The 15,475-nt window shown below is 44.0% G+C and carries 20 protein-coding genes; 10 read left to right on the top strand and 10 right to left on the bottom strand.

Annotated features, from left to right (window positions below):
* Positions 1–209 precede the first annotated feature (209 nt).
* The gene (locus EFE42_RS00475) at positions 210–797 is read right to left on the bottom strand and encodes a hypothetical protein (RefSeq protein ID WP_123135387.1); all 588 of its coding nucleotides are present in this window, start codon (positions 795–797) and stop codon (positions 210–212) included.
* A 193-nt stretch (positions 798–990) separates the two neighbouring features.
* Positions 991–1,143 carry a hypothetical protein gene (locus tag EFE42_RS10420; protein ID WP_158599146.1) on the bottom strand — a complete coding sequence of 51 codons (153 nt, stop codon included), beginning with the start codon at positions 1,141–1,143 and terminating at the stop codon, positions 991–993.
* 571 nt (positions 1,144–1,714) lie between these two features.
* Between EFE42_RS10420 and EFE42_RS10585 the strand changes: the two genes are divergently transcribed.
* The 9 genes from EFE42_RS10585 to EFE42_RS00435 all read left to right on the top strand — a co-directional run bounded on the left by EFE42_RS10585 (position 1,715) and on the right by EFE42_RS00435 (position 5,131).
* Positions 1,715–1,870 carry a hypothetical protein gene (locus EFE42_RS10585; RefSeq protein ID WP_199724057.1) on the top strand — a complete coding sequence of 52 codons (156 nt, stop codon included), beginning with the start codon at positions 1,715–1,717 and terminating at the stop codon, positions 1,868–1,870.
* Positions 1,870–2,157 carry a hypothetical protein gene (locus EFE42_RS00470; RefSeq protein WP_123135386.1) on the top strand — a complete coding sequence of 96 codons (288 nt, stop codon included), beginning with the start codon at positions 1,870–1,872 and terminating at the stop codon, positions 2,155–2,157. The genes EFE42_RS10585 and EFE42_RS00470 overlap by 1 nt, the downstream gene beginning before the upstream one ends.
* On the top strand, positions 2,157–2,432 hold the full coding sequence (locus tag EFE42_RS00465) for a type II toxin-antitoxin system RelE/ParE family toxin (protein ID WP_123135385.1): 276 nt from the start codon (positions 2,157–2,159) through the stop codon (positions 2,430–2,432). Before EFE42_RS00470 ends, EFE42_RS00465 begins: the two co-directional genes overlap by 1 nt.
* 58 nt (positions 2,433–2,490) lie before the next feature.
* Positions 2,491–3,084, top strand: a complete 594-nt coding sequence (locus EFE42_RS00460) for a hypothetical protein (protein ID WP_148039230.1) — start codon at positions 2,491–2,493, stop codon at positions 3,082–3,084.
* A 42-nt stretch (positions 3,085–3,126) separates the two neighbouring features.
* Positions 3,127–3,765: a LysE family translocator gene (locus EFE42_RS00455; RefSeq protein ID WP_233564667.1), complete on the top strand. Its 639-nt coding sequence runs from the start codon at positions 3,127–3,129 to the stop codon at positions 3,763–3,765.
* 122 nt (positions 3,766–3,887) lie between these two features.
* On the top strand, positions 3,888–4,196 hold the full coding sequence (locus tag EFE42_RS00450; RefSeq protein ID WP_123135382.1) for a nucleotidyltransferase family protein: 309 nt from the start codon (positions 3,888–3,890) through the stop codon (positions 4,194–4,196).
* Between the two features lie 24 nt (positions 4,197–4,220).
* Positions 4,221–4,460 (top strand): type II toxin-antitoxin system HicB family antitoxin, encoded by a 240-nt coding sequence (locus EFE42_RS00445; RefSeq protein ID WP_123135602.1) that lies wholly within the window; start codon positions 4,221–4,223, stop codon positions 4,458–4,460.
* A gap of 95 nt (positions 4,461–4,555) precedes the next feature.
* Positions 4,556–4,900 (top strand): nucleotidyltransferase family protein, encoded by a 345-nt coding sequence (locus EFE42_RS00440; protein WP_123135381.1) that lies wholly within the window; start codon positions 4,556–4,558, stop codon positions 4,898–4,900.
* 24 nt (positions 4,901–4,924) lie between these two features.
* Positions 4,925–5,131: a hypothetical protein gene (locus EFE42_RS00435; protein WP_199724067.1), complete on the top strand. Its 207-nt coding sequence runs from the start codon at positions 4,925–4,927 to the stop codon at positions 5,129–5,131.
* A gap of 107 nt (positions 5,132–5,238) precedes the next feature.
* Here EFE42_RS00435 and EFE42_RS00430 read toward each other — a convergent pair whose 3' ends face one another.
* On the bottom strand, positions 5,239–5,583 hold the full coding sequence (locus tag EFE42_RS00430) for a nucleotidyltransferase family protein (protein ID WP_123135380.1): 345 nt from the start codon (positions 5,581–5,583) through the stop codon (positions 5,239–5,241).
* 139 nt (positions 5,584–5,722) lie between these two features.
* Between EFE42_RS00430 and EFE42_RS00425 the strand changes: the two genes are divergently transcribed.
* The gene (locus tag EFE42_RS00425; RefSeq protein ID WP_123135379.1) at positions 5,723–6,898 is read left to right on the top strand and encodes an ATP-binding protein; all 1,176 of its coding nucleotides are present in this window, start codon (positions 5,723–5,725) and stop codon (positions 6,896–6,898) included.
* A gap of 24 nt (positions 6,899–6,922) precedes the next feature.
* Here the strand turns inward: EFE42_RS00425 and glmU (EFE42_RS00420) are convergent, their stop codons facing one another.
* Genes glmU (EFE42_RS00420) through EFE42_RS00390 form a run of 7 tightly spaced genes read right to left on the bottom strand, consistent with a single transcriptional unit; the run spans position 6,923 to position 15,378 of the window.
* Complete coding sequence (gene glmU / locus EFE42_RS00420) at positions 6,923–8,113, bottom strand: bifunctional sugar-1-phosphate nucleotidylyltransferase/acetyltransferase (protein ID WP_123135378.1); 1,191 nt, start codon at positions 8,111–8,113, stop codon at positions 6,923–6,925.
* Positions 8,110–9,405 (bottom strand): phosphoglucosamine mutase, encoded by a 1,296-nt coding sequence (glmM, locus tag EFE42_RS00415; protein ID WP_123135377.1) that lies wholly within the window; start codon positions 9,403–9,405, stop codon positions 8,110–8,112. Before glmM ends, glmU (EFE42_RS00420) begins: the two co-directional genes overlap by 4 nt.
* Before the next feature lie 13 nt (positions 9,406–9,418).
* On the bottom strand, positions 9,419–11,239 hold the full coding sequence (gene glmS / locus EFE42_RS00410; protein WP_123135376.1) for a glutamine--fructose-6-phosphate transaminase (isomerizing): 1,821 nt from the start codon (positions 11,237–11,239) through the stop codon (positions 9,419–9,421).
* A 10-nt stretch (positions 11,240–11,249) separates the two neighbouring features.
* Entirely contained in the window at positions 11,250–12,470 is a 1,221-nt protein-coding gene (glmU, locus tag EFE42_RS00405) for a bifunctional sugar-1-phosphate nucleotidylyltransferase/acetyltransferase (RefSeq protein WP_123135375.1), read from the bottom strand.
* Positions 12,471–12,519: 49 nt separating this feature from the next.
* Positions 12,520–13,899, bottom strand: a complete 1,380-nt coding sequence (locus tag EFE42_RS00400; RefSeq protein WP_123135374.1) for an ATP-binding protein — start codon at positions 13,897–13,899, stop codon at positions 12,520–12,522.
* Between the two features lie 48 nt (positions 13,900–13,947).
* Positions 13,948–14,367, bottom strand: coding sequence for a DUF86 domain-containing protein (locus tag EFE42_RS00395; protein ID WP_123135373.1), 420 nt, complete (start codon positions 14,365–14,367; stop codon positions 13,948–13,950).
* A 42-nt stretch (positions 14,368–14,409) separates the two neighbouring features.
* Positions 14,410–15,378: an NCS2 family permease gene (locus EFE42_RS00390; protein ID WP_255419043.1), complete on the bottom strand. Its 969-nt coding sequence runs from the start codon at positions 15,376–15,378 to the stop codon at positions 14,410–14,412.
* Positions 15,379–15,475: the final 97 nt, after the last annotated feature.

The raw sequence follows: 15,475 nt of genomic DNA, 5'->3' as shown, positions 1-15,475 counted from the left end.
TCATCTATTCATAATTATAGTTGTCCCCATAAACATCAGAACCAAAAACGGGGATAAGTTTCGGATGACTCTGGATTACAATAACAGGGCAAACAACATCAGCATCAAATTGCGGAAAGGCGAATATGAGTTATATGACTATTTATTGACCTGATGAAACCAGTCATTTCATCACTGAACTCACACACCCCTATTGATATCCACCCGTATCACCACGCCGAAGCCGAATAAGTGAATTCATACTCATCCACGGCTGCCTCAGGCAATCCAATATCCCTGAACATCGTCTTGAAAACTGCAGTATATGTTTCTTCAGGGATCCTTTCTCCGGGAGCAGGTTCCACATACAGATCCACACCACCCAGTTTGTCCACCTTCACAGTATAGGTTGGCCCATCTATCTCATGAACTATTCGGTGATTTGGGACCACGCAATTGATCTTGCCCGCAAGCCGCTCCTCATCGTAAAACATAAGAGCAGTACTGCCTTCTCCGTAGGTCAGTGAAAATTCGGAACTGGTGCTCATCTCCTGCAGGTCAGCATACAGGGCAGAAGGTGCAGCAGGCCTGGATACTTCCATTATTGGCCGGCTCTCTGTTTCGATTTCTGCTTTCATTTCCTGCAGGTGACTCCTGGCTGTTTGCTCATCAAACCCAGAGACTGCAACCATCCTGTCGATAATCCACCCGTCATCTGGCAGGTGCTCTACTTTGAAAGGAGAAAAGTAAGGATCCGGTCGGCTGTAATTGAAGAACGTAATGATTGTCTCATCCTCATCTACAAAAAAGATCTCCATTATCGTATCTGCATTATAGTAATAGGTGCTGAATTTCAAAATATAGTCAGTCCCGAGATGTTGCTCAATTTCTGGAAGGTCATCCGGATATATGCCTGCTGAATCCCGGGGTCTGACATTTATAAAGAATGGACCCCGGTCCTGGTAACCTGCCTCTTTTGCATTCTCCAGTATTTTTTCATGATCTATATCTTCAAAGTGTTTCCCGCCGGTTGTATAAATAGGATGCCTGATCGCTGTCTACCAGTACAAAAAAGAACAATCCATAAACAAGAACTATCATGAAAAGCAGCACAGCCAGGCTCAAAAAACCTTTTTCGTGCCCGAATACGTCTTGTTCCTCCATACCTTCACGGCCAATCCTGCCAGAAAAACAACAAAAACAGCAACAGCAATCAATCCAAATATACCCAGCATACCGAACACTTATCCTGTGACTTTATAAAGAGCCTTCTCCTTTTCCATTCTGCTATCTTGCATTTTCCAATTTCCATTTAAAGTTGTATTAATCCAGAATACCTTATTGTCCTGCAATAATTTCCCCATCTTTTTACAGTTGCTTGTTGCATACGTACATACGGATGCTACGCATCGTAGATGATAGTAGAGTATGGAAGGCATGGATATGCCTGTAAAGGGGAAGGCGCAGAGTCGAGAATGTTTGTTGAATATTGTATCATGTAGAATTATTGCGAATACTTTCTTTCATATATTGCAAATATGAGATGATTTTGCAATAAGCGATTGTTTACATGTATTCCTGACAAATTTTTCAAAATAAGCGTTCTTTTCGCTGAAAAGGTTTTGTGGGATAAATTGGAAGTGGGTTTTTGCTCGCAATAATGCAGATGCTGTTATACACCAGCCACCACTCTAATATATGTGCAAATGCATAAAGTTATGTAATTGGTGATTCTATGAAACGTTACACCGTGGCCATACCAGAGGACCTAAAAAAAGAAATTGATGACCTACCCGATATTAACTGGACCCAGGTTGCAAAAGAAAGTATCGAAAAGAAGATACATCTACTGGAAGAATTTGAGAAATATGAGAGGAGCCGTGGAAACTGATGGCTACAATAACAATTCCTATTGAAGATGAATTCTATCAAAAGATACAGGAACTTTCATGGGTCAGATGGTCCAGGGTAGTGCAGGAAGGGATACGCAAACGCAAGATCTTCGAGATCTATATCCGCAACAATACCATCTCCGAATCTGATGCCGCCTTTTGTGAATCTATCGACTGGCATCCCGTTGACGAATTGCCCGTCAAAGACGAAGTCATTGATAAAATAAAATCCGAAGATAAAAGTTCCCGTGTAAAGGTCAATGATGTAGCCGACATATTCAGGTGATGAAAGTGGGCTACTCCCTATACATATTACCCGCCTGCCAGAAAGATATAAAAAAACTGACCAAGAAAGATCATCAACTGAAGATTATTCTCGAAAAGAAAATTACAGAAATTCTTGATAACCCTACTCGATACAAGCCACTGCGTAACGATCTTACCGGATATTATAGGGTTCATGTCATGAGCAGTTTTGTATTGATTTTTGGAGTGGATACAGTAGAAGAAACAGTAACACTGGTACGATTCTCTCATCATGACGATGCCTACGACAGGTGAATTTCCAAATAGAACACACGACCTGCATCACACACCTGGAAAAATAATTATAAAAATAATGGTTACAAAAATAATGATTATACGCTTCTGTAACCGGCCATCAGAAAGACACATAAAGGCCTACCAGCCATTTTCAATTACGATGGATACTCCAGAGAACAGGGATTTCGAGATCATACCCCCAGAACCCGGGGCAGGAGATAATGTCACCATACGCGGGACATCCTCTGCAGAATCAGTGGATATAGCGATTACCTTTACCAGGACCGTGCCTGTAGAGGGTGGAAAATACAAATATCGTATGCCTGACAAAGAAGTACCGGAAAGACCCAATCGTTTAACGGTGAGAGCCCAAAACGTGAGGGATCTTAAGGTCAGGGTAAAGATATTGTTATGGATGACCAGACGTGCAAGGGCTTCAGAGGATGTGGCGGAAATCTGCGAATGCGATGTACCTTCAGGCAAATACGATATCCGCATCGAAGGCCATGCTGCAGAAGGCCATTCCCAGGTGGAACTCACGGTAGCGGCCAGCCGGACCATAAAAGTTGAGAATGGCAGGTTTGAAGAAACCTTTTCTACCAGGGCCATTCCCGCCGATGAATTTGAAGTGACGGTCGCAGAACAGACTGAAATTATCCAGCTGCACTGAAATTTTCACTCCTGGGAATCCTTCCGAAGATAAGAAGAGAGAATGATGTATGAAATTGCAGAATTCCTGGTAACAGGGATCCTTCTCGGTTTTGCTGCAGGCATATCCCCGGGCCCCCTGATGACCATAACAATTTCCGAAAGCCTGCAACACGGCTCAAAAGAAGGTTTCAAGGTTGCTGTTTCTCCCCTCATAACAGACTTGCTGATAGTATCAGGTGTAATATATATACTACTGCATTTCCAGCAGCAGAATTCGGTGATCGCCCTGATCAGCCTGGCAGGAGCACTCTACCTGACACATCTGGGTATTGCCTCCCTCAGGACCAAAAATATCAGTATCGAAGTAACTAACCTGAAGAAGGAATCCCTGAAAAAAGGCATACTGGCAAATTTCCTGAATCCCCATCCCTACCTGTTCTGGATTGCAATCGGAGGACCCATTCTCTTCAGGGCTGCTGAGGTTGACAGGCTCACACAGATAATGTTTGTAATCGGATTCTATGCCCTGCTTGTAGGTTCAAAAATTGTGATTGCCCTGTTTGTAGGCAAAAGCAGGGATTTTTTGAAAAGCAAATATTATCTTCAGCTGTTTCGAAGCCTGGGAGTGCTGTATCTGCTCTTTGTATTGTTTTTCATAGAACAGGGATTGGAATTGCTGGGCTTGCATATCTGGCGGTAAAGGGTGCAGGTACGGAGCAAGTTCGTGGACAAGAGGAAGCAAAATAGAGCCATTATCTCTCAGCCGTACACAAAATAATTATACACCGCAGACAACATTAATCTGAAGGAGTTTGCTTAGAAATGCCTGTGCCAACCAACCCGGATGCTCAAAATTACAGAAACAAACTACGGGAAATGTTGCCGCAGCTGAAAGATCAATATAATGTAAAGTATATTGGACTGTTTGGCTCCTATATAAGAGGAGAGCAAACTCCGGAAAGTGATCTCGACATTCTGGTGGCATTCAGCAAGACTCCCAGCCTTCTTCAATTCATTGATCTGGAAAATTATCTCTCAGATAACCTGGGAATCAAGGTAGATCTGGTTATGAAGGATTCGCTGAAACCCAATATTGGAAAGCATATACTTAATGAGGTCAGGCCAGTTTGATAATTGCTTGAGATGATCAAATCCATGTTAATCGAATATATACAGGCAGCCCTTGCAAGAACCGAATACGAGATAATTGAGGATGATGAGGAACCATACTATGGATGGATACCTGAACTGGAAGGAGTGTGGGCAACAGGTACTTCCCTTGAAGAATGTCGTGAAAATCTGGAGGAAATAACTGGGGAGTGGCTCATTTTAAGGTTGCGTCGAAATCTCCCCATTCCATCACTTGACAATTGTAAAAATCGCTACCTTCGATAACAATTACACCTCTATTTCGAATCCAAGTGGAGTTTAAGCCGATAAATGTCTGAAAAGAAGGCTGGTACACTTATCTCTCACGAGGAACTGAAATTATGAGTAACTCAGAAAAAGTCCCACCAGGACTGAATGAAATCAAACTCCTGATCAAAGAACACCGGAAAGAGATCAGGCAGGAGTACAAAGCCGGGGTTGTCGGAATCTTCGGGTCCTATGCAAGAGGGGAAAAACCGGGAATTGATGTTGATCTACTGGTCAATTTTGATACCGCAACCACCCTGTTTGGCCTTGTAGGACTTGGCGACTACCTTGAGGAACTTCTCGGATTGCCTGTGGACGTCGTGTCAAAACGAGCCCTGCATCCCAGGATGCAAGCTGATGTCCTGAAAGAGATGGTAATTTTATGGGGACTTTTTTGTATTCCTGCCGCAAAATCTTAAATTTGGGAATGTATATTTCCTATTATGGAGATTGCAATCTCAGACGATACAATACCTGTTGCCGAACTGAAAAAGCAGTTGCCCAAGCAGGTAAATCACAATACGCTCAAGACTATTCTGGAATATCTGGAAGAGAGTAACAAGATTGCAGTAAGCATCAAAGGTATTACCTGGATACATAATGATCACCATAGGCTCAACAGAGCAGTATCCAGAGGCATTGAATTATGAAACAGGCCCGGATCGACAATGCGGCCGATTGTACCAATGGCTGCAGGAGAAGGCATCCTATTCCAGAATGAAAATGCTATTGTGGAAGTAATACAGAAACAATAGAATTATTCTTCACGATACAACTTTTGCAAATTTTCCTGAACATGAGGGATAATATAAGGACTCAATGAGTTTTCAGTAACCAAGTCTACTTTTGTCCCGAGTGAATCTTCCAGTTCATTTTCCATTCTTATATGCTCAATCAAACTTTTCTTTTCAGAAAACCTCACAAGCAAATCAATATCACTACCTTTGGTTTGTTCTCCCCTGGAAAAGGAGCCAAAAAGACCCAGAAAAGCAATATCGTTACGCTGGCAAAATGTTATGAGTTGCTCGCCCACATTCCTTTCAAGGCCCAGAGCCTGTGCAAATTCAAATGGATTATTGATCCGATGAGGATTCGTTTGCATTATTATCACTATTTGAATAGGTCATAATAAGTACATTTTGTCAACAACCTTCCACCCTCAAAGGAAGATTTTGACCGGCAATACCTGCAATCTCAAAAAAGTAGTCAGATTTAAATATAGTCAAATCCAACTATAAACTATGGCGGATCAAATATTCATGGTGGGAGGAGAAGTAGAGCCACCTTTCTTCATCGGTCGAGATGAAATCGTCGAAAAAATCAAACTTGACATCACAACTTCTGCACAAAATAATGTGATAATTGGCCCACGTAGAATAGGCAAAAGTTCTCTGCTAAAAAACCTCAAAAAGAGTGTACAAAAAGAAGTGGTTTTTACATCAGTAAACTGTCGTCAAATCACTGATTATGCCGATTTTTTTCGACTAACTACAAATGCACTAATCAAGGCACATGAAGAAAAAAGCAAAATAAAGGGAATTTCTCAAAAATTCTCATACATATTCAAAGGGAAAATTAGTGCAGCTACGCGGTCAATCACCGAAATCGGGGGCAGTATTGAACATATAGGTAATGTATATCTCCGGTTTCGCGAAGACGAAATTGGTGACCAGGAGCTCATGGCGGAAACCTTCGAATTTATAGAACAGTTTGCAGATGAGGTACAATATCCCATCGTTATTGCTTTTGATGAATTCCAGGAATTAAGTAAATTCAGAGACAATATATTCAATTTGTTAAAAAGCCATATGGACAAACAACCACGTGTCAGATACATATTTTCAGGCTCATCCATATCTTTGCTACATGAAGTATTCCTTACTCCAGATTCTCCGTTATACTTAATGGCCGCTAGAATACAGCTCGATCCGATTAAAAAAGATGATGTAAACAAGTATATAAGGTCCAGACTCGCGATTGAAGATATAGAAATCTCAGATAAAGCCCTTGATAAGATATATGAATATACCGATGGTTTCCCATTCTATTTCCAAAAGCTTGGATTCATTCTTTATCAAATGGCTGTTCTGGAGAAGAGAAATTTTATCGATGACAAACAAGTAGATTCTGCGTTTTCTTCAATGCTCAATGAATTTGACAGTGAATTTGAGTTCAGATATTCCAGTAAATTTAGCAGACAACAGCAGGACATCCTGAAAAATCTATCGAAACAGAAAACAAGAAGAATCAGCGAAATTGCCAGAGATATGGATACCCCTGCTTATTCATTGACAACTTCCATGAAGGATTTGTATAATACGATGACAGTTAGAAAAACTAAAAAAGGAACATATGGAATAGTTGATAATGTTTTTCGCATATGGATCAAAAAAAACATATTGGCCGATGTGAATTGAATATCATCTCCCCTTTTTGATCACTTACTTCACAACTTCCCCCAGTCCCGTACACCTACCCGTTTTAAGCACACACCCCACATTGATACAGGTATTGATCCCCGTATGCACATCATCCCCCATTATAACTCCGAGTTTGCGCCTACCTGAATCCACCTTTTCCCCTTTAACCATAACCCGGATAGTGCGCCCGTCATGCCTGAGATTGGCAACCTTGGTCCCGGCTCCGAAATTACAATCCCGGCCGATCACGCTATCGCCCACATAACTCAGGTGTCCGATATTGGTATTATCCATTACCACACAATTCTTGATTTCTACGGCATTACCGATACGCACATTATCCCCGATGGCAGTGGACGGCCGGATAAAACAGTTCGGTCCTATATCGCAGTTCTTTCCAATGATCACAGGACCGATGATGTAGGCACCATTACGGATAACCGTACCTTCCCCCACGACCACCTCTCCCTTTAAGGTAGCATTGGGTTCCACTTCTGCCTCAATATTGCCGGTAAACCCGGCCAACACATACTTGTTGGCAGTGAGCAGATCCCAGGGTCTGCCGATATCGATCCATGCGTCCCTGAACAATTCATAACCCACAATGGCACCGGAATCGATCAGCATCTGTATGGAATCTGTAATTTCAATCTCCCCGCGAGGTGATTCAGGAGTTTTACGGATATAATCAAAAATTGATTGGGGAAACAGATAGATTCCCGCATTGGCCAGATTGGTCGGAGGGTTTTCGGGTTTTTCCACAATTTGGGTCACTTGTTCCCCGGCAGTACAAATAACTCCAAAATTACAGGGATCCTCCACTTCCTTAACTGTCAATACTGCATCTTCCGCCCTGCCAATCAAATTTTTAATCTGGACAGAACTTATCAGCATATCCCCGTTAAGCACAATGAAACTGTCATCCACATACTCTTCAGCACAGCCGATGGCATGTCCCGTCCCGTTCTGTTCTTCCTGGAGAACATACTCGATACTCACATTTTTCTGCGAACCGTTCCCGAAATATTCCCGGATAGAATTTTCCATATAACCGGTAACTATCACAAATTCCCGGATACCTGCAGCCACAGCCTCATCAATGATATGTTCAAATATGGGTTTGTTCCCGATGGGCAGCATTACCTTGGGTCGCCTGTCCGTTAAAGGACGCATTCTTGTCCCCTGCCCCGCTGCCAGAATAACCGCTTTCACTGTATTGCACCCCTTGCAATACTTGCAACTCTATCAAACAAATCATCCACATCCTTCCTGGCCTCCGCCGTGATCCGGATCTTGGATTCGGTACCTGAAGGCCGCACAAGCACCCAGCCATCCTCCAGATCGACCCGAACTCCATCAATGGTAGTAACATCACCCATCATTTCCAGGGATCGTTTGATCTGCTGCATCGCCTGTTCCTTCCTGTCCTCAGGACATTCGATCGTACCCCTGAGGGTAGGATAATGAGGCAGATCCGCAACCATCTTTGATAACGGGCTGTCTGCGATCAAATTCACAATGCAGGCTGCTGCATAGATACCATCGGGGCAATACGACACGTCCGGGAAAATCCAGCTGCCTGAAGGCTCGCCTCCAAAATAAGCGCCTGAAGCCTTGATCTGTTCTGCCACATATACATCCCCAACCCTGCAGCGCAGCACCTCGGTGTCCCCAAGCACATCATCCACTATCATGGAAGTATCCACAGGCACCACAACTTTTTCCTGTTTATCCTGCAGGGCAAACAGGGCAAGCAATTCATCTCCCGAGACAAAATTACCCTGTTCATCCACAACCATCATCCGATCCGCATCACCGTCATGCGCAATCCCGATATCCGCTTCAAACGCAACCACTGCCTTGATAAGTTGACCCAGGTTTTTTTCCACAGGTTCGGGACTACGTGCCGGGAAATATCCATCCGGCTGGCAGTTCAATGTAATAACCTCGCAACCCAGTTTCCGGAGTAGATAAGGAGTGATCGTACTTCCAGCCCCGCAACCACAATCCACGACCACACGTTTGTGACTGGTATCTGTTTTGCTCAAAATCGCTCTGCAATGCCGCTCAACAAAACCTTCCTTATACTTCACATCTCCCACTTCATTCCAGGCAACGGTTGCATACGCGTTATTCTCAATAATATGTTCAATCCGTTCTTGCTGCTGCGAATCAAAAGCCATACCATCGGGATTCCATAATTTGATCCCCACATCCTCTGCAGGATTATGTGATGCCGTGATCATAATCCCGTAATCATAATCCGCAGTGGCAAAAGCCAGAGTGGGTGTACTCATCAAACCCCCCAGGGTAACTTCACAGCCAGTGGCAGACAAGCCTGCGATCAAAGCCTGCTCGATCATATCCGCAGCGATACGCGGATCCTTACCGATCACAACCGAATCGGCGATTGTACCCACAGCCATACCCACATTCAATGCCAGTTCGGGACCGATTACCTTATTGGCCGGCCCCCTGATTCCCGATGATCCGAAAAGTTTCAAAATACACACTCCTTCATTCCACAGTCACACTTTTGGCCAGATTGCGCGGTTTATCTATCTCACAACCCTTTTCCAGGGCGGTATAATAGGCAAGCAGCTGCAAAGCCACCGAGGACAGGACAGGTGATAGCAGGGGATTGGTAGCAGGGACCGGGATTACAATATCGGCATACTTGCCTATCTCCCGATCTCCTTGATCGGCCACTGCAATAACCTCGGCTCCACGTGCCTTGACTTCCTTGATATTGCTCAGCATTTTTTCATAGGTACGATTCTTTGTAACGATCGCCACCACAGGCGTGCCGTTCTCCAGCAGTGCCAGGGGTCCGTGTTTCAATTCACCGGCAGCATACCCTTCCGCATGGATATAGGATATTTCCTTGAGTTTGAGTGCAGCTTCTAAGGCTGCCGGGTAATTGAGCCCTCTGCCAATGAAATAATAGTCTCGACGATCAGCATACTGTGCTGCATGCTTGCGTATAATATCCCTCTGGTTCAATACCTGCTGCACATGTCCGGGTAATTCCCTGAGCGCCTTGATGACATCCTTACCCTCATCCGGCAGGAGATAGTTACGTCGTCTGCCCATATAGATTGCCAGCATGTAAAGAACAATCAATTGAGCCGTGAACGTCTTGGTCGCAGCCACTCCGATCTCAGGCCCGGCATGGGTATAAACTACATTTTCGGCCTCCCGGGTAATGGTGCTGCCCACCACATTGGTTATCGCGATGGTACTTGATTCATACTGTACCACGTTCCTGATCGCAGCCAGGGTATCGGCCGTCTCCCCGGACTGGGTGATTGCAATGGTAAGGGTATTGCAATCCATCACCGGATCCCGGTAGCGAAACTCCGAAGCGGCACTGACATCTGTATGCATCCCGGCCAGGCTCTCCAGCAGGTATTTCCCGAACAATCCCGCATTCCAGGACGTGCCACAGGCAATTATTTCCACCCTGCCAATATTTCTGAGATGGTCATCTGTAAGTTTCAGCTCAGGTAATTGAACATTACCTTCAAGTTCTGATAACTTGCCGGCAAAAGTCTTCTGGAGGGAACGTGTCTGCTCATGGATCTCCTTGAGCATGAAATGGGCATAACCACTCTTTTCTGCCATCTCCACATCCCAGTCAATTGTGGAAACCTGCTTTTCCAGCAATTGGCCTTCCATATCATAGAACTCTACCTTTTCAGGAGTGATTTTCACGATTTCCCTGTCATCCACAAAAATAACATCACGTGTATGGGCCACAAAAGCCGTGGCATCAGAGGACGTGAAAAATGCATTGTCCCCCAGACCCACTATCAGGGGACTGTCTTTCCTGGCAGCGATCAATGTATCCGGATTATTCTTACTCATGACCGCGATCGCGTAGGAGCCTTCCAGCATTGCCATACTTTTGCGTACCGCCTCGAACAGGTCCAGGGAATTACTGTAAAAATGCACCAGATGGGCAATCACTTCGGTATCGGTGTCCGATACGAATTCATAACCCTGCTCTTCCAGCCACTCTTTAAGTTTGAGGTAATTCTCAATTATCCCGTTGTGCACGACCACGATCTCCGAAGAACAGTGCGGATGAGCATTGACATCATTGGGTATCCCGTGTGTGGCCCAGCGTGTATGCCCGATACCTATATTGCCTTCAATTTCCTCAGGCAAGACCTCTGCAAGATTATCGATACTGCCAGCGGCTTTATAGGTCTGCAGATCACCATTCAGGACACTCAACCCGGCAGAATCATAACCCCTGTACTCCAGCCGGCGCAGGCAATCCATTAGCAAAGGACACGCTGCCTCACGTCCCACATATCCTACAATTCCACACATCCGATACACCTCACAGTACCGTGGAATTTGCAGGCAGATGCCTGTCCACTTTTGTTCCTGATCTCACGGAACAGTTATTGCCCACAAGGGTGCCTGCCTCAGTAAGAGTCCTTGAACCAAATTTACAGTCATCTCCGATAACCACGCCGCTTTTTTCCACAGACACAAGTTCATTTTCGATCTCGATATTCACATCGTTGTCCGCTTCACAGATGGAGTAGGGACCTAAATTACAGTTAAACCCTATAATACTTTCAGAGATATGACTGTGAGATTCCACACGTACATTATCCATCAGGATACTGTTCTGGATATCGGAAAAGGGCCCCAACGAAACATTATTCCCTATACTGGTGGAAGGCAATATGGTCACCTGTGGTCCGATATCACAATTATCCCCGATCTTGACCGGTCCCACAATATATGACCCGGCCCTGATAACCGTATTATCCCCGATCTCCACATTCCCTATCAGGGTAGCGGAATCATCAATCACGGAAGTATCACTGAAATTTGATCCACAGTTTGCCAGTAATCTGGCATTGATATCAAGCAGATCCCAGGCATACACCGAATCCATCCACAGGTTCTTAGTTACAGTGACCCTGACATCACGATCCTTTTTCACCATATTCTGCAGGGTACGAGTAATCTCATATTCCCCTCTCCCGGAGATCTCGGTATTCTCTATCTCTGCAATAATATCCCGGTTAAAGGCATAGATACCGGTATTTATCATATGACTTATCTGGCGTTTGGGTTTTTCAAAGATGCCTTTTACCTTTCCCGCAGCACTCATGACCACTCCATAACCGCATACCGTCTCCCTCGGAGTGGTGAGTACAGTGGCATCCCCTGCATGATCTGCGATCAGTTTACTGATAGTCTCTTTTTCAATGATGTTATCCCCATTGAGTACCAGGAAGGATCCATTATCCTCCCCCAGTGCAGGGATGGCCTGGTTGATCGCATGAGCGGTACCCAATTGTGAAGTCTGGTCCACATAAGTAATCATTGCCCCGAAATCATTGCCGTCGCCAAAATAGTTCATAACCTTCTCCTTCTCATAACCCACAACCAGCACTACCTCCTCGATCCCGTTATCCACAAGCGCGGATATTACGTATTCCAGGATGGGACGATTGGCTACCGGTAACATGACCTTTGAACGGGTATTTGTGAGAGGTGTACATCTGACACCTTCCCCTGCGGCAAGAACGATGGCTTTCATGGAATTAACATGAAACGTGAAAGAATTTATAGGTTATCTTTGGGGAGTGTTATTTACACAGGTGATTTTCGAAATCATCCAAATCCAGGGCTAAAAAGTCCAAATTACTTTTACCTTCAATCTTTTTGGCAATCAGACAGTAATGCTCATTCCAGGTACCTTTAACCTTTTTAGTCTTGGATTTTAGTTCCTGGATTATGCGCAGGGCTTCTTTTTCAGAAAGATGCTTCCATTTCACTTCACAGAATAGGCTGTCACGACTGGATTCATTAAAGCCAATCAGATCAATTTCCGTATCCTTCTTCCACCAGTTTCCTATGCCAGTGAACCTCAGGGGTAATTTCTCTTCCCTGTTAAGTTTGATAAGTAATTCTCGGGCTACATCTTCAAAAGCGTATCCGAAATAGGTGTTTATGTCTCTGTAAACAATAGTTTCTGCCATAGCAGGATCTATCTCAAAGGTTCCATAGTGTTTATAGATGAACCGGAACCAGAAATTGAAGAATTTGTCCTGCAAAAAATAACGAGCGTTTCGTGAACTACCTTCTATTACAGGTTCTTTTTTCTGGACGATTTCATACCTATATACAAGCTCATTCAGGTATTTTGCAACTGATGTCACAGGCATTGCCGTATAATCAGCAATATGAGATGGGGTGGCCTTACCTGCAGCAACTGCCTCCAGGATAGAAAAATAACCTTTATGCTGCGAGCCAAATTCCAGAACCAGTATGTTTTTTGCCTCTTCAGTAAGCATTTGAGTTTCCACAAAAAGTTTCCTGAAAACACTTGTAGCATCGGGATCACTAAATTGTGCTGCAAGGAGAAGATATTTGGGCACCCCTCCCAAAATGAAATATGTTTTCATTGCTTCTTCCATATCGAAATTGTTGATCCCATTGAGAAAAGTATAGCTATCAGCAAAGGTAAACGGCTTTACATTGAAAATATAAGTTGCCCTGCCAAACAGCGGTTCCTTGCTCTCTTCAAAGAGTTTTTTCATCATACCTACAAAGGAGCCTATCACGATGAACATGTGTGAGCTATTGCGATGATTCATATCCCAGTATTTTTGGAATTTAGAAAAAAAGTCCGGGTTGACCTTTGCAAAATTCTGGAATTCATCCAGTATGACCACCAGTTTATCCTGCAACCCAAACAATAATGTAAAAAAATCATCAAAACTTTCCAGTCGAGGACGTATACCGGTTATACTTTCAAGTTCCAGTTCGAGATCATTGAGCAGTAATTCTTCACTTTTTGTTTCTACAAATAGATACAGATGATCTTTGTCCTTCACAAACTCCCTGCTAAGTTCAGTTTTTCCCACCCTTCGTCTTCCGTAAAATACAATAAGAGAGGAGGAAGGCGAATTATAGATCTCCTCAAGTTGTGAAAGTTCAGATTTGCGATCGAAGAAATATACCATACAGTATATTACTGAGTAGTATATATTAAAGGATTGTGGCCATATACTTCAATCCCTTCTTTTAAGATAGAGGTTAATGTAGCGTGCAAACTTTTCCAGATCATCTGGATGGTTTTGCAAAGAAAGATACACTTTTTCCATATCAATATCGGCATACATGTGCAGAAGTTCGCCTCTAAAATCTGCTGCAGGGGAGATTTTCCTGGAAAAATCCTGGGGCAAAATACCATTATCGCCCAAAATCATAAAAATTTCTTTATAGGATTCCGGTTTTTTCAGTGATTGTCGGGAAAATATCATCTCTCCAATATCGATCATGCATTCGAGAGAAACTTCCAGATATCTTTCCACTGCTCCTCTAAGGGTGTGGTCCTGAGCGATATCATCAATACTGCAATCCTGATAGCCTTTGAGAATTTCGATATATTCTGCCAGTGATTCCAGTTTAGAATTTATAGTCGAATTCATTGTGCTCTACCCTTATCATCTAGTTTATAGCCTCACTCATATTCAGTACGGATAGAATATAAAGAACAGGGAGCACAGGACAAACAATCCCCAGGCTATTGGTTTGACTTCGCTGCCCTTGCCACTTACCACTTTAAAAAGGGGAAACAGGACAAACCCTGCACACAGACCAATTCCCAGATTATAGGTAGAGCTCATCAGGATTATGACCGCCATTGCAGGGACCATCTCGGTCAGATCATTCATATCTATCTTTCTTATTGATGTCATCATCTGAAAACCGACAATTATCAAAGCAGGAGCTGTGGCGGCTGCCGGGATTACCGAAAAGAGCGGATAGAAGAACAGGCCCAGCATGAAAAGAAGTGCAACCACAATTACAGTAAGCCCGGTCCTGCCTCCCTCTTTTATACCGGTAGCAGATTCGATATAGACACCTGTGGTAGTGGTTCCGACAATTGCTGCGAATACTGTGGCCAGGGAGTCTGCAAGGAAAGGTTTCTCCATATCAGGAAGATTACCCTCTTCATCCATGTATCCGGCCTCCATGGATACACCCACAAGGGTACCCATCGTATCCATCAGATCCATGGTGAACATTGTAAGGATCACGGCAAAGAAACCCCACGATAAAGCCCCGACAATATCCAGCTGCAGGAAAATGGGTGCAAGACTTGGTGGCATGCTAACCATCGAATCCGGCATCCGGGAAACACCTGTCACAAAGCCCAAAAGAGCTGTGGCAATGATACCTATCAGGATCGCACCCCTAACATTTTTGATCATCAGGAAGCTGATCAAAAGAAATCCCAGTACAGCAAGGGCCACAGGCATTGTATCCAGGGCACCTACATGCAGGGGAGAGCCTTCCACGCCCAGCGATACAATACCTGCATTAACAAGCCCGATAAAGGTTATGAACAGACCCAGACCGGCTACAAAACTGTATTTGAGATTATTCGGCACTGCATCGATCATCCTGTCCCTGAAACCCTTACCAAACGTCCTGATAAATGGTTCGTATGTTTATATCTGGATCCTTCACCAATGGTTGAACATTGAAACTAAGGTAGTAATGTGTTAAAATCATTCTTAATATAAATACGGG

This window comes from Methanohalophilus sp. RSK (genome assembly GCF_003722075.1).
In the GTDB taxonomy this organism is placed as follows: Archaea; Halobacteriota; Methanosarcinia; order Methanosarcinales; family Methanosarcinaceae; genus Methanohalophilus.
This window is presented reverse-complemented; position numbering and strand designations above follow the sequence as displayed.

Excerpts from the sequence above, each read along its gene's own strand:
- EFE42_RS00475 (WP_123135387.1), bottom strand. The coding sequence starts at position 797 with ATGGAGATCTTTTTTGTAGATGAGGATGAGACAATCATTACGTTCTTC.
- EFE42_RS10420 (WP_158599146.1), bottom strand. The coding sequence starts at position 1,143 with ATGGAGGAACAAGACGTATTCGGGCACGAAAAAGGTTTTTTGAGCCTG.
- EFE42_RS10585 (WP_199724057.1), top strand. The coding sequence starts at position 1,715 with ATGAAACGTTACACCGTGGCCATACCAGAGGACCTAAAAAAAGAAATT.
- EFE42_RS00470 (WP_123135386.1), top strand. The coding sequence starts at position 1,870 with ATGGCTACAATAACAATTCCTATTGAAGATGAATTCTATCAAAAGATA.
- EFE42_RS00465 (WP_123135385.1), top strand. The coding sequence starts at position 2,157 with ATGAAAGTGGGCTACTCCCTATACATATTACCCGCCTGCCAGAAAGAT.
- EFE42_RS00460 (WP_148039230.1), top strand. The coding sequence starts at position 2,491 with ATGGTTACAAAAATAATGATTATACGCTTCTGTAACCGGCCATCAGAA.
- EFE42_RS00455 (WP_233564667.1), top strand. The coding sequence starts at position 3,127 with ATGATGTATGAAATTGCAGAATTCCTGGTAACAGGGATCCTTCTCGGT.
- EFE42_RS00450 (WP_123135382.1), top strand. The coding sequence starts at position 3,888 with ATGCCTGTGCCAACCAACCCGGATGCTCAAAATTACAGAAACAAACTA.
- EFE42_RS00445 (WP_123135602.1), top strand. The coding sequence starts at position 4,221 with ATGTTAATCGAATATATACAGGCAGCCCTTGCAAGAACCGAATACGAG.
- EFE42_RS00440 (WP_123135381.1), top strand. The coding sequence starts at position 4,556 with ATGAGTAACTCAGAAAAAGTCCCACCAGGACTGAATGAAATCAAACTC.
- EFE42_RS00435 (WP_199724067.1), top strand. The coding sequence starts at position 4,925 with ATGGAGATTGCAATCTCAGACGATACAATACCTGTTGCCGAACTGAAA.
- EFE42_RS00430 (WP_123135380.1), bottom strand. The coding sequence starts at position 5,583 with ATGCAAACGAATCCTCATCGGATCAATAATCCATTTGAATTTGCACAG.
- EFE42_RS00425 (WP_123135379.1), top strand. The coding sequence starts at position 5,723 with ATGGCGGATCAAATATTCATGGTGGGAGGAGAAGTAGAGCCACCTTTC.
- glmS (WP_123135376.1), bottom strand. The coding sequence starts at position 11,239 with ATGTGTGGAATTGTAGGATATGTGGGACGTGAGGCAGCGTGTCCTTTG.
- glmU (WP_123135375.1), bottom strand. The coding sequence starts at position 12,470 with ATGAAAGCCATCGTTCTTGCCGCAGGGGAAGGTGTCAGATGTACACCT.
- EFE42_RS00400 (WP_123135374.1), bottom strand. The coding sequence starts at position 13,899 with ATGGTATATTTCTTCGATCGCAAATCTGAACTTTCACAACTTGAGGAG.
- EFE42_RS00395 (WP_123135373.1), bottom strand. The coding sequence starts at position 14,367 with ATGAATTCGACTATAAATTCTAAACTGGAATCACTGGCAGAATATATC.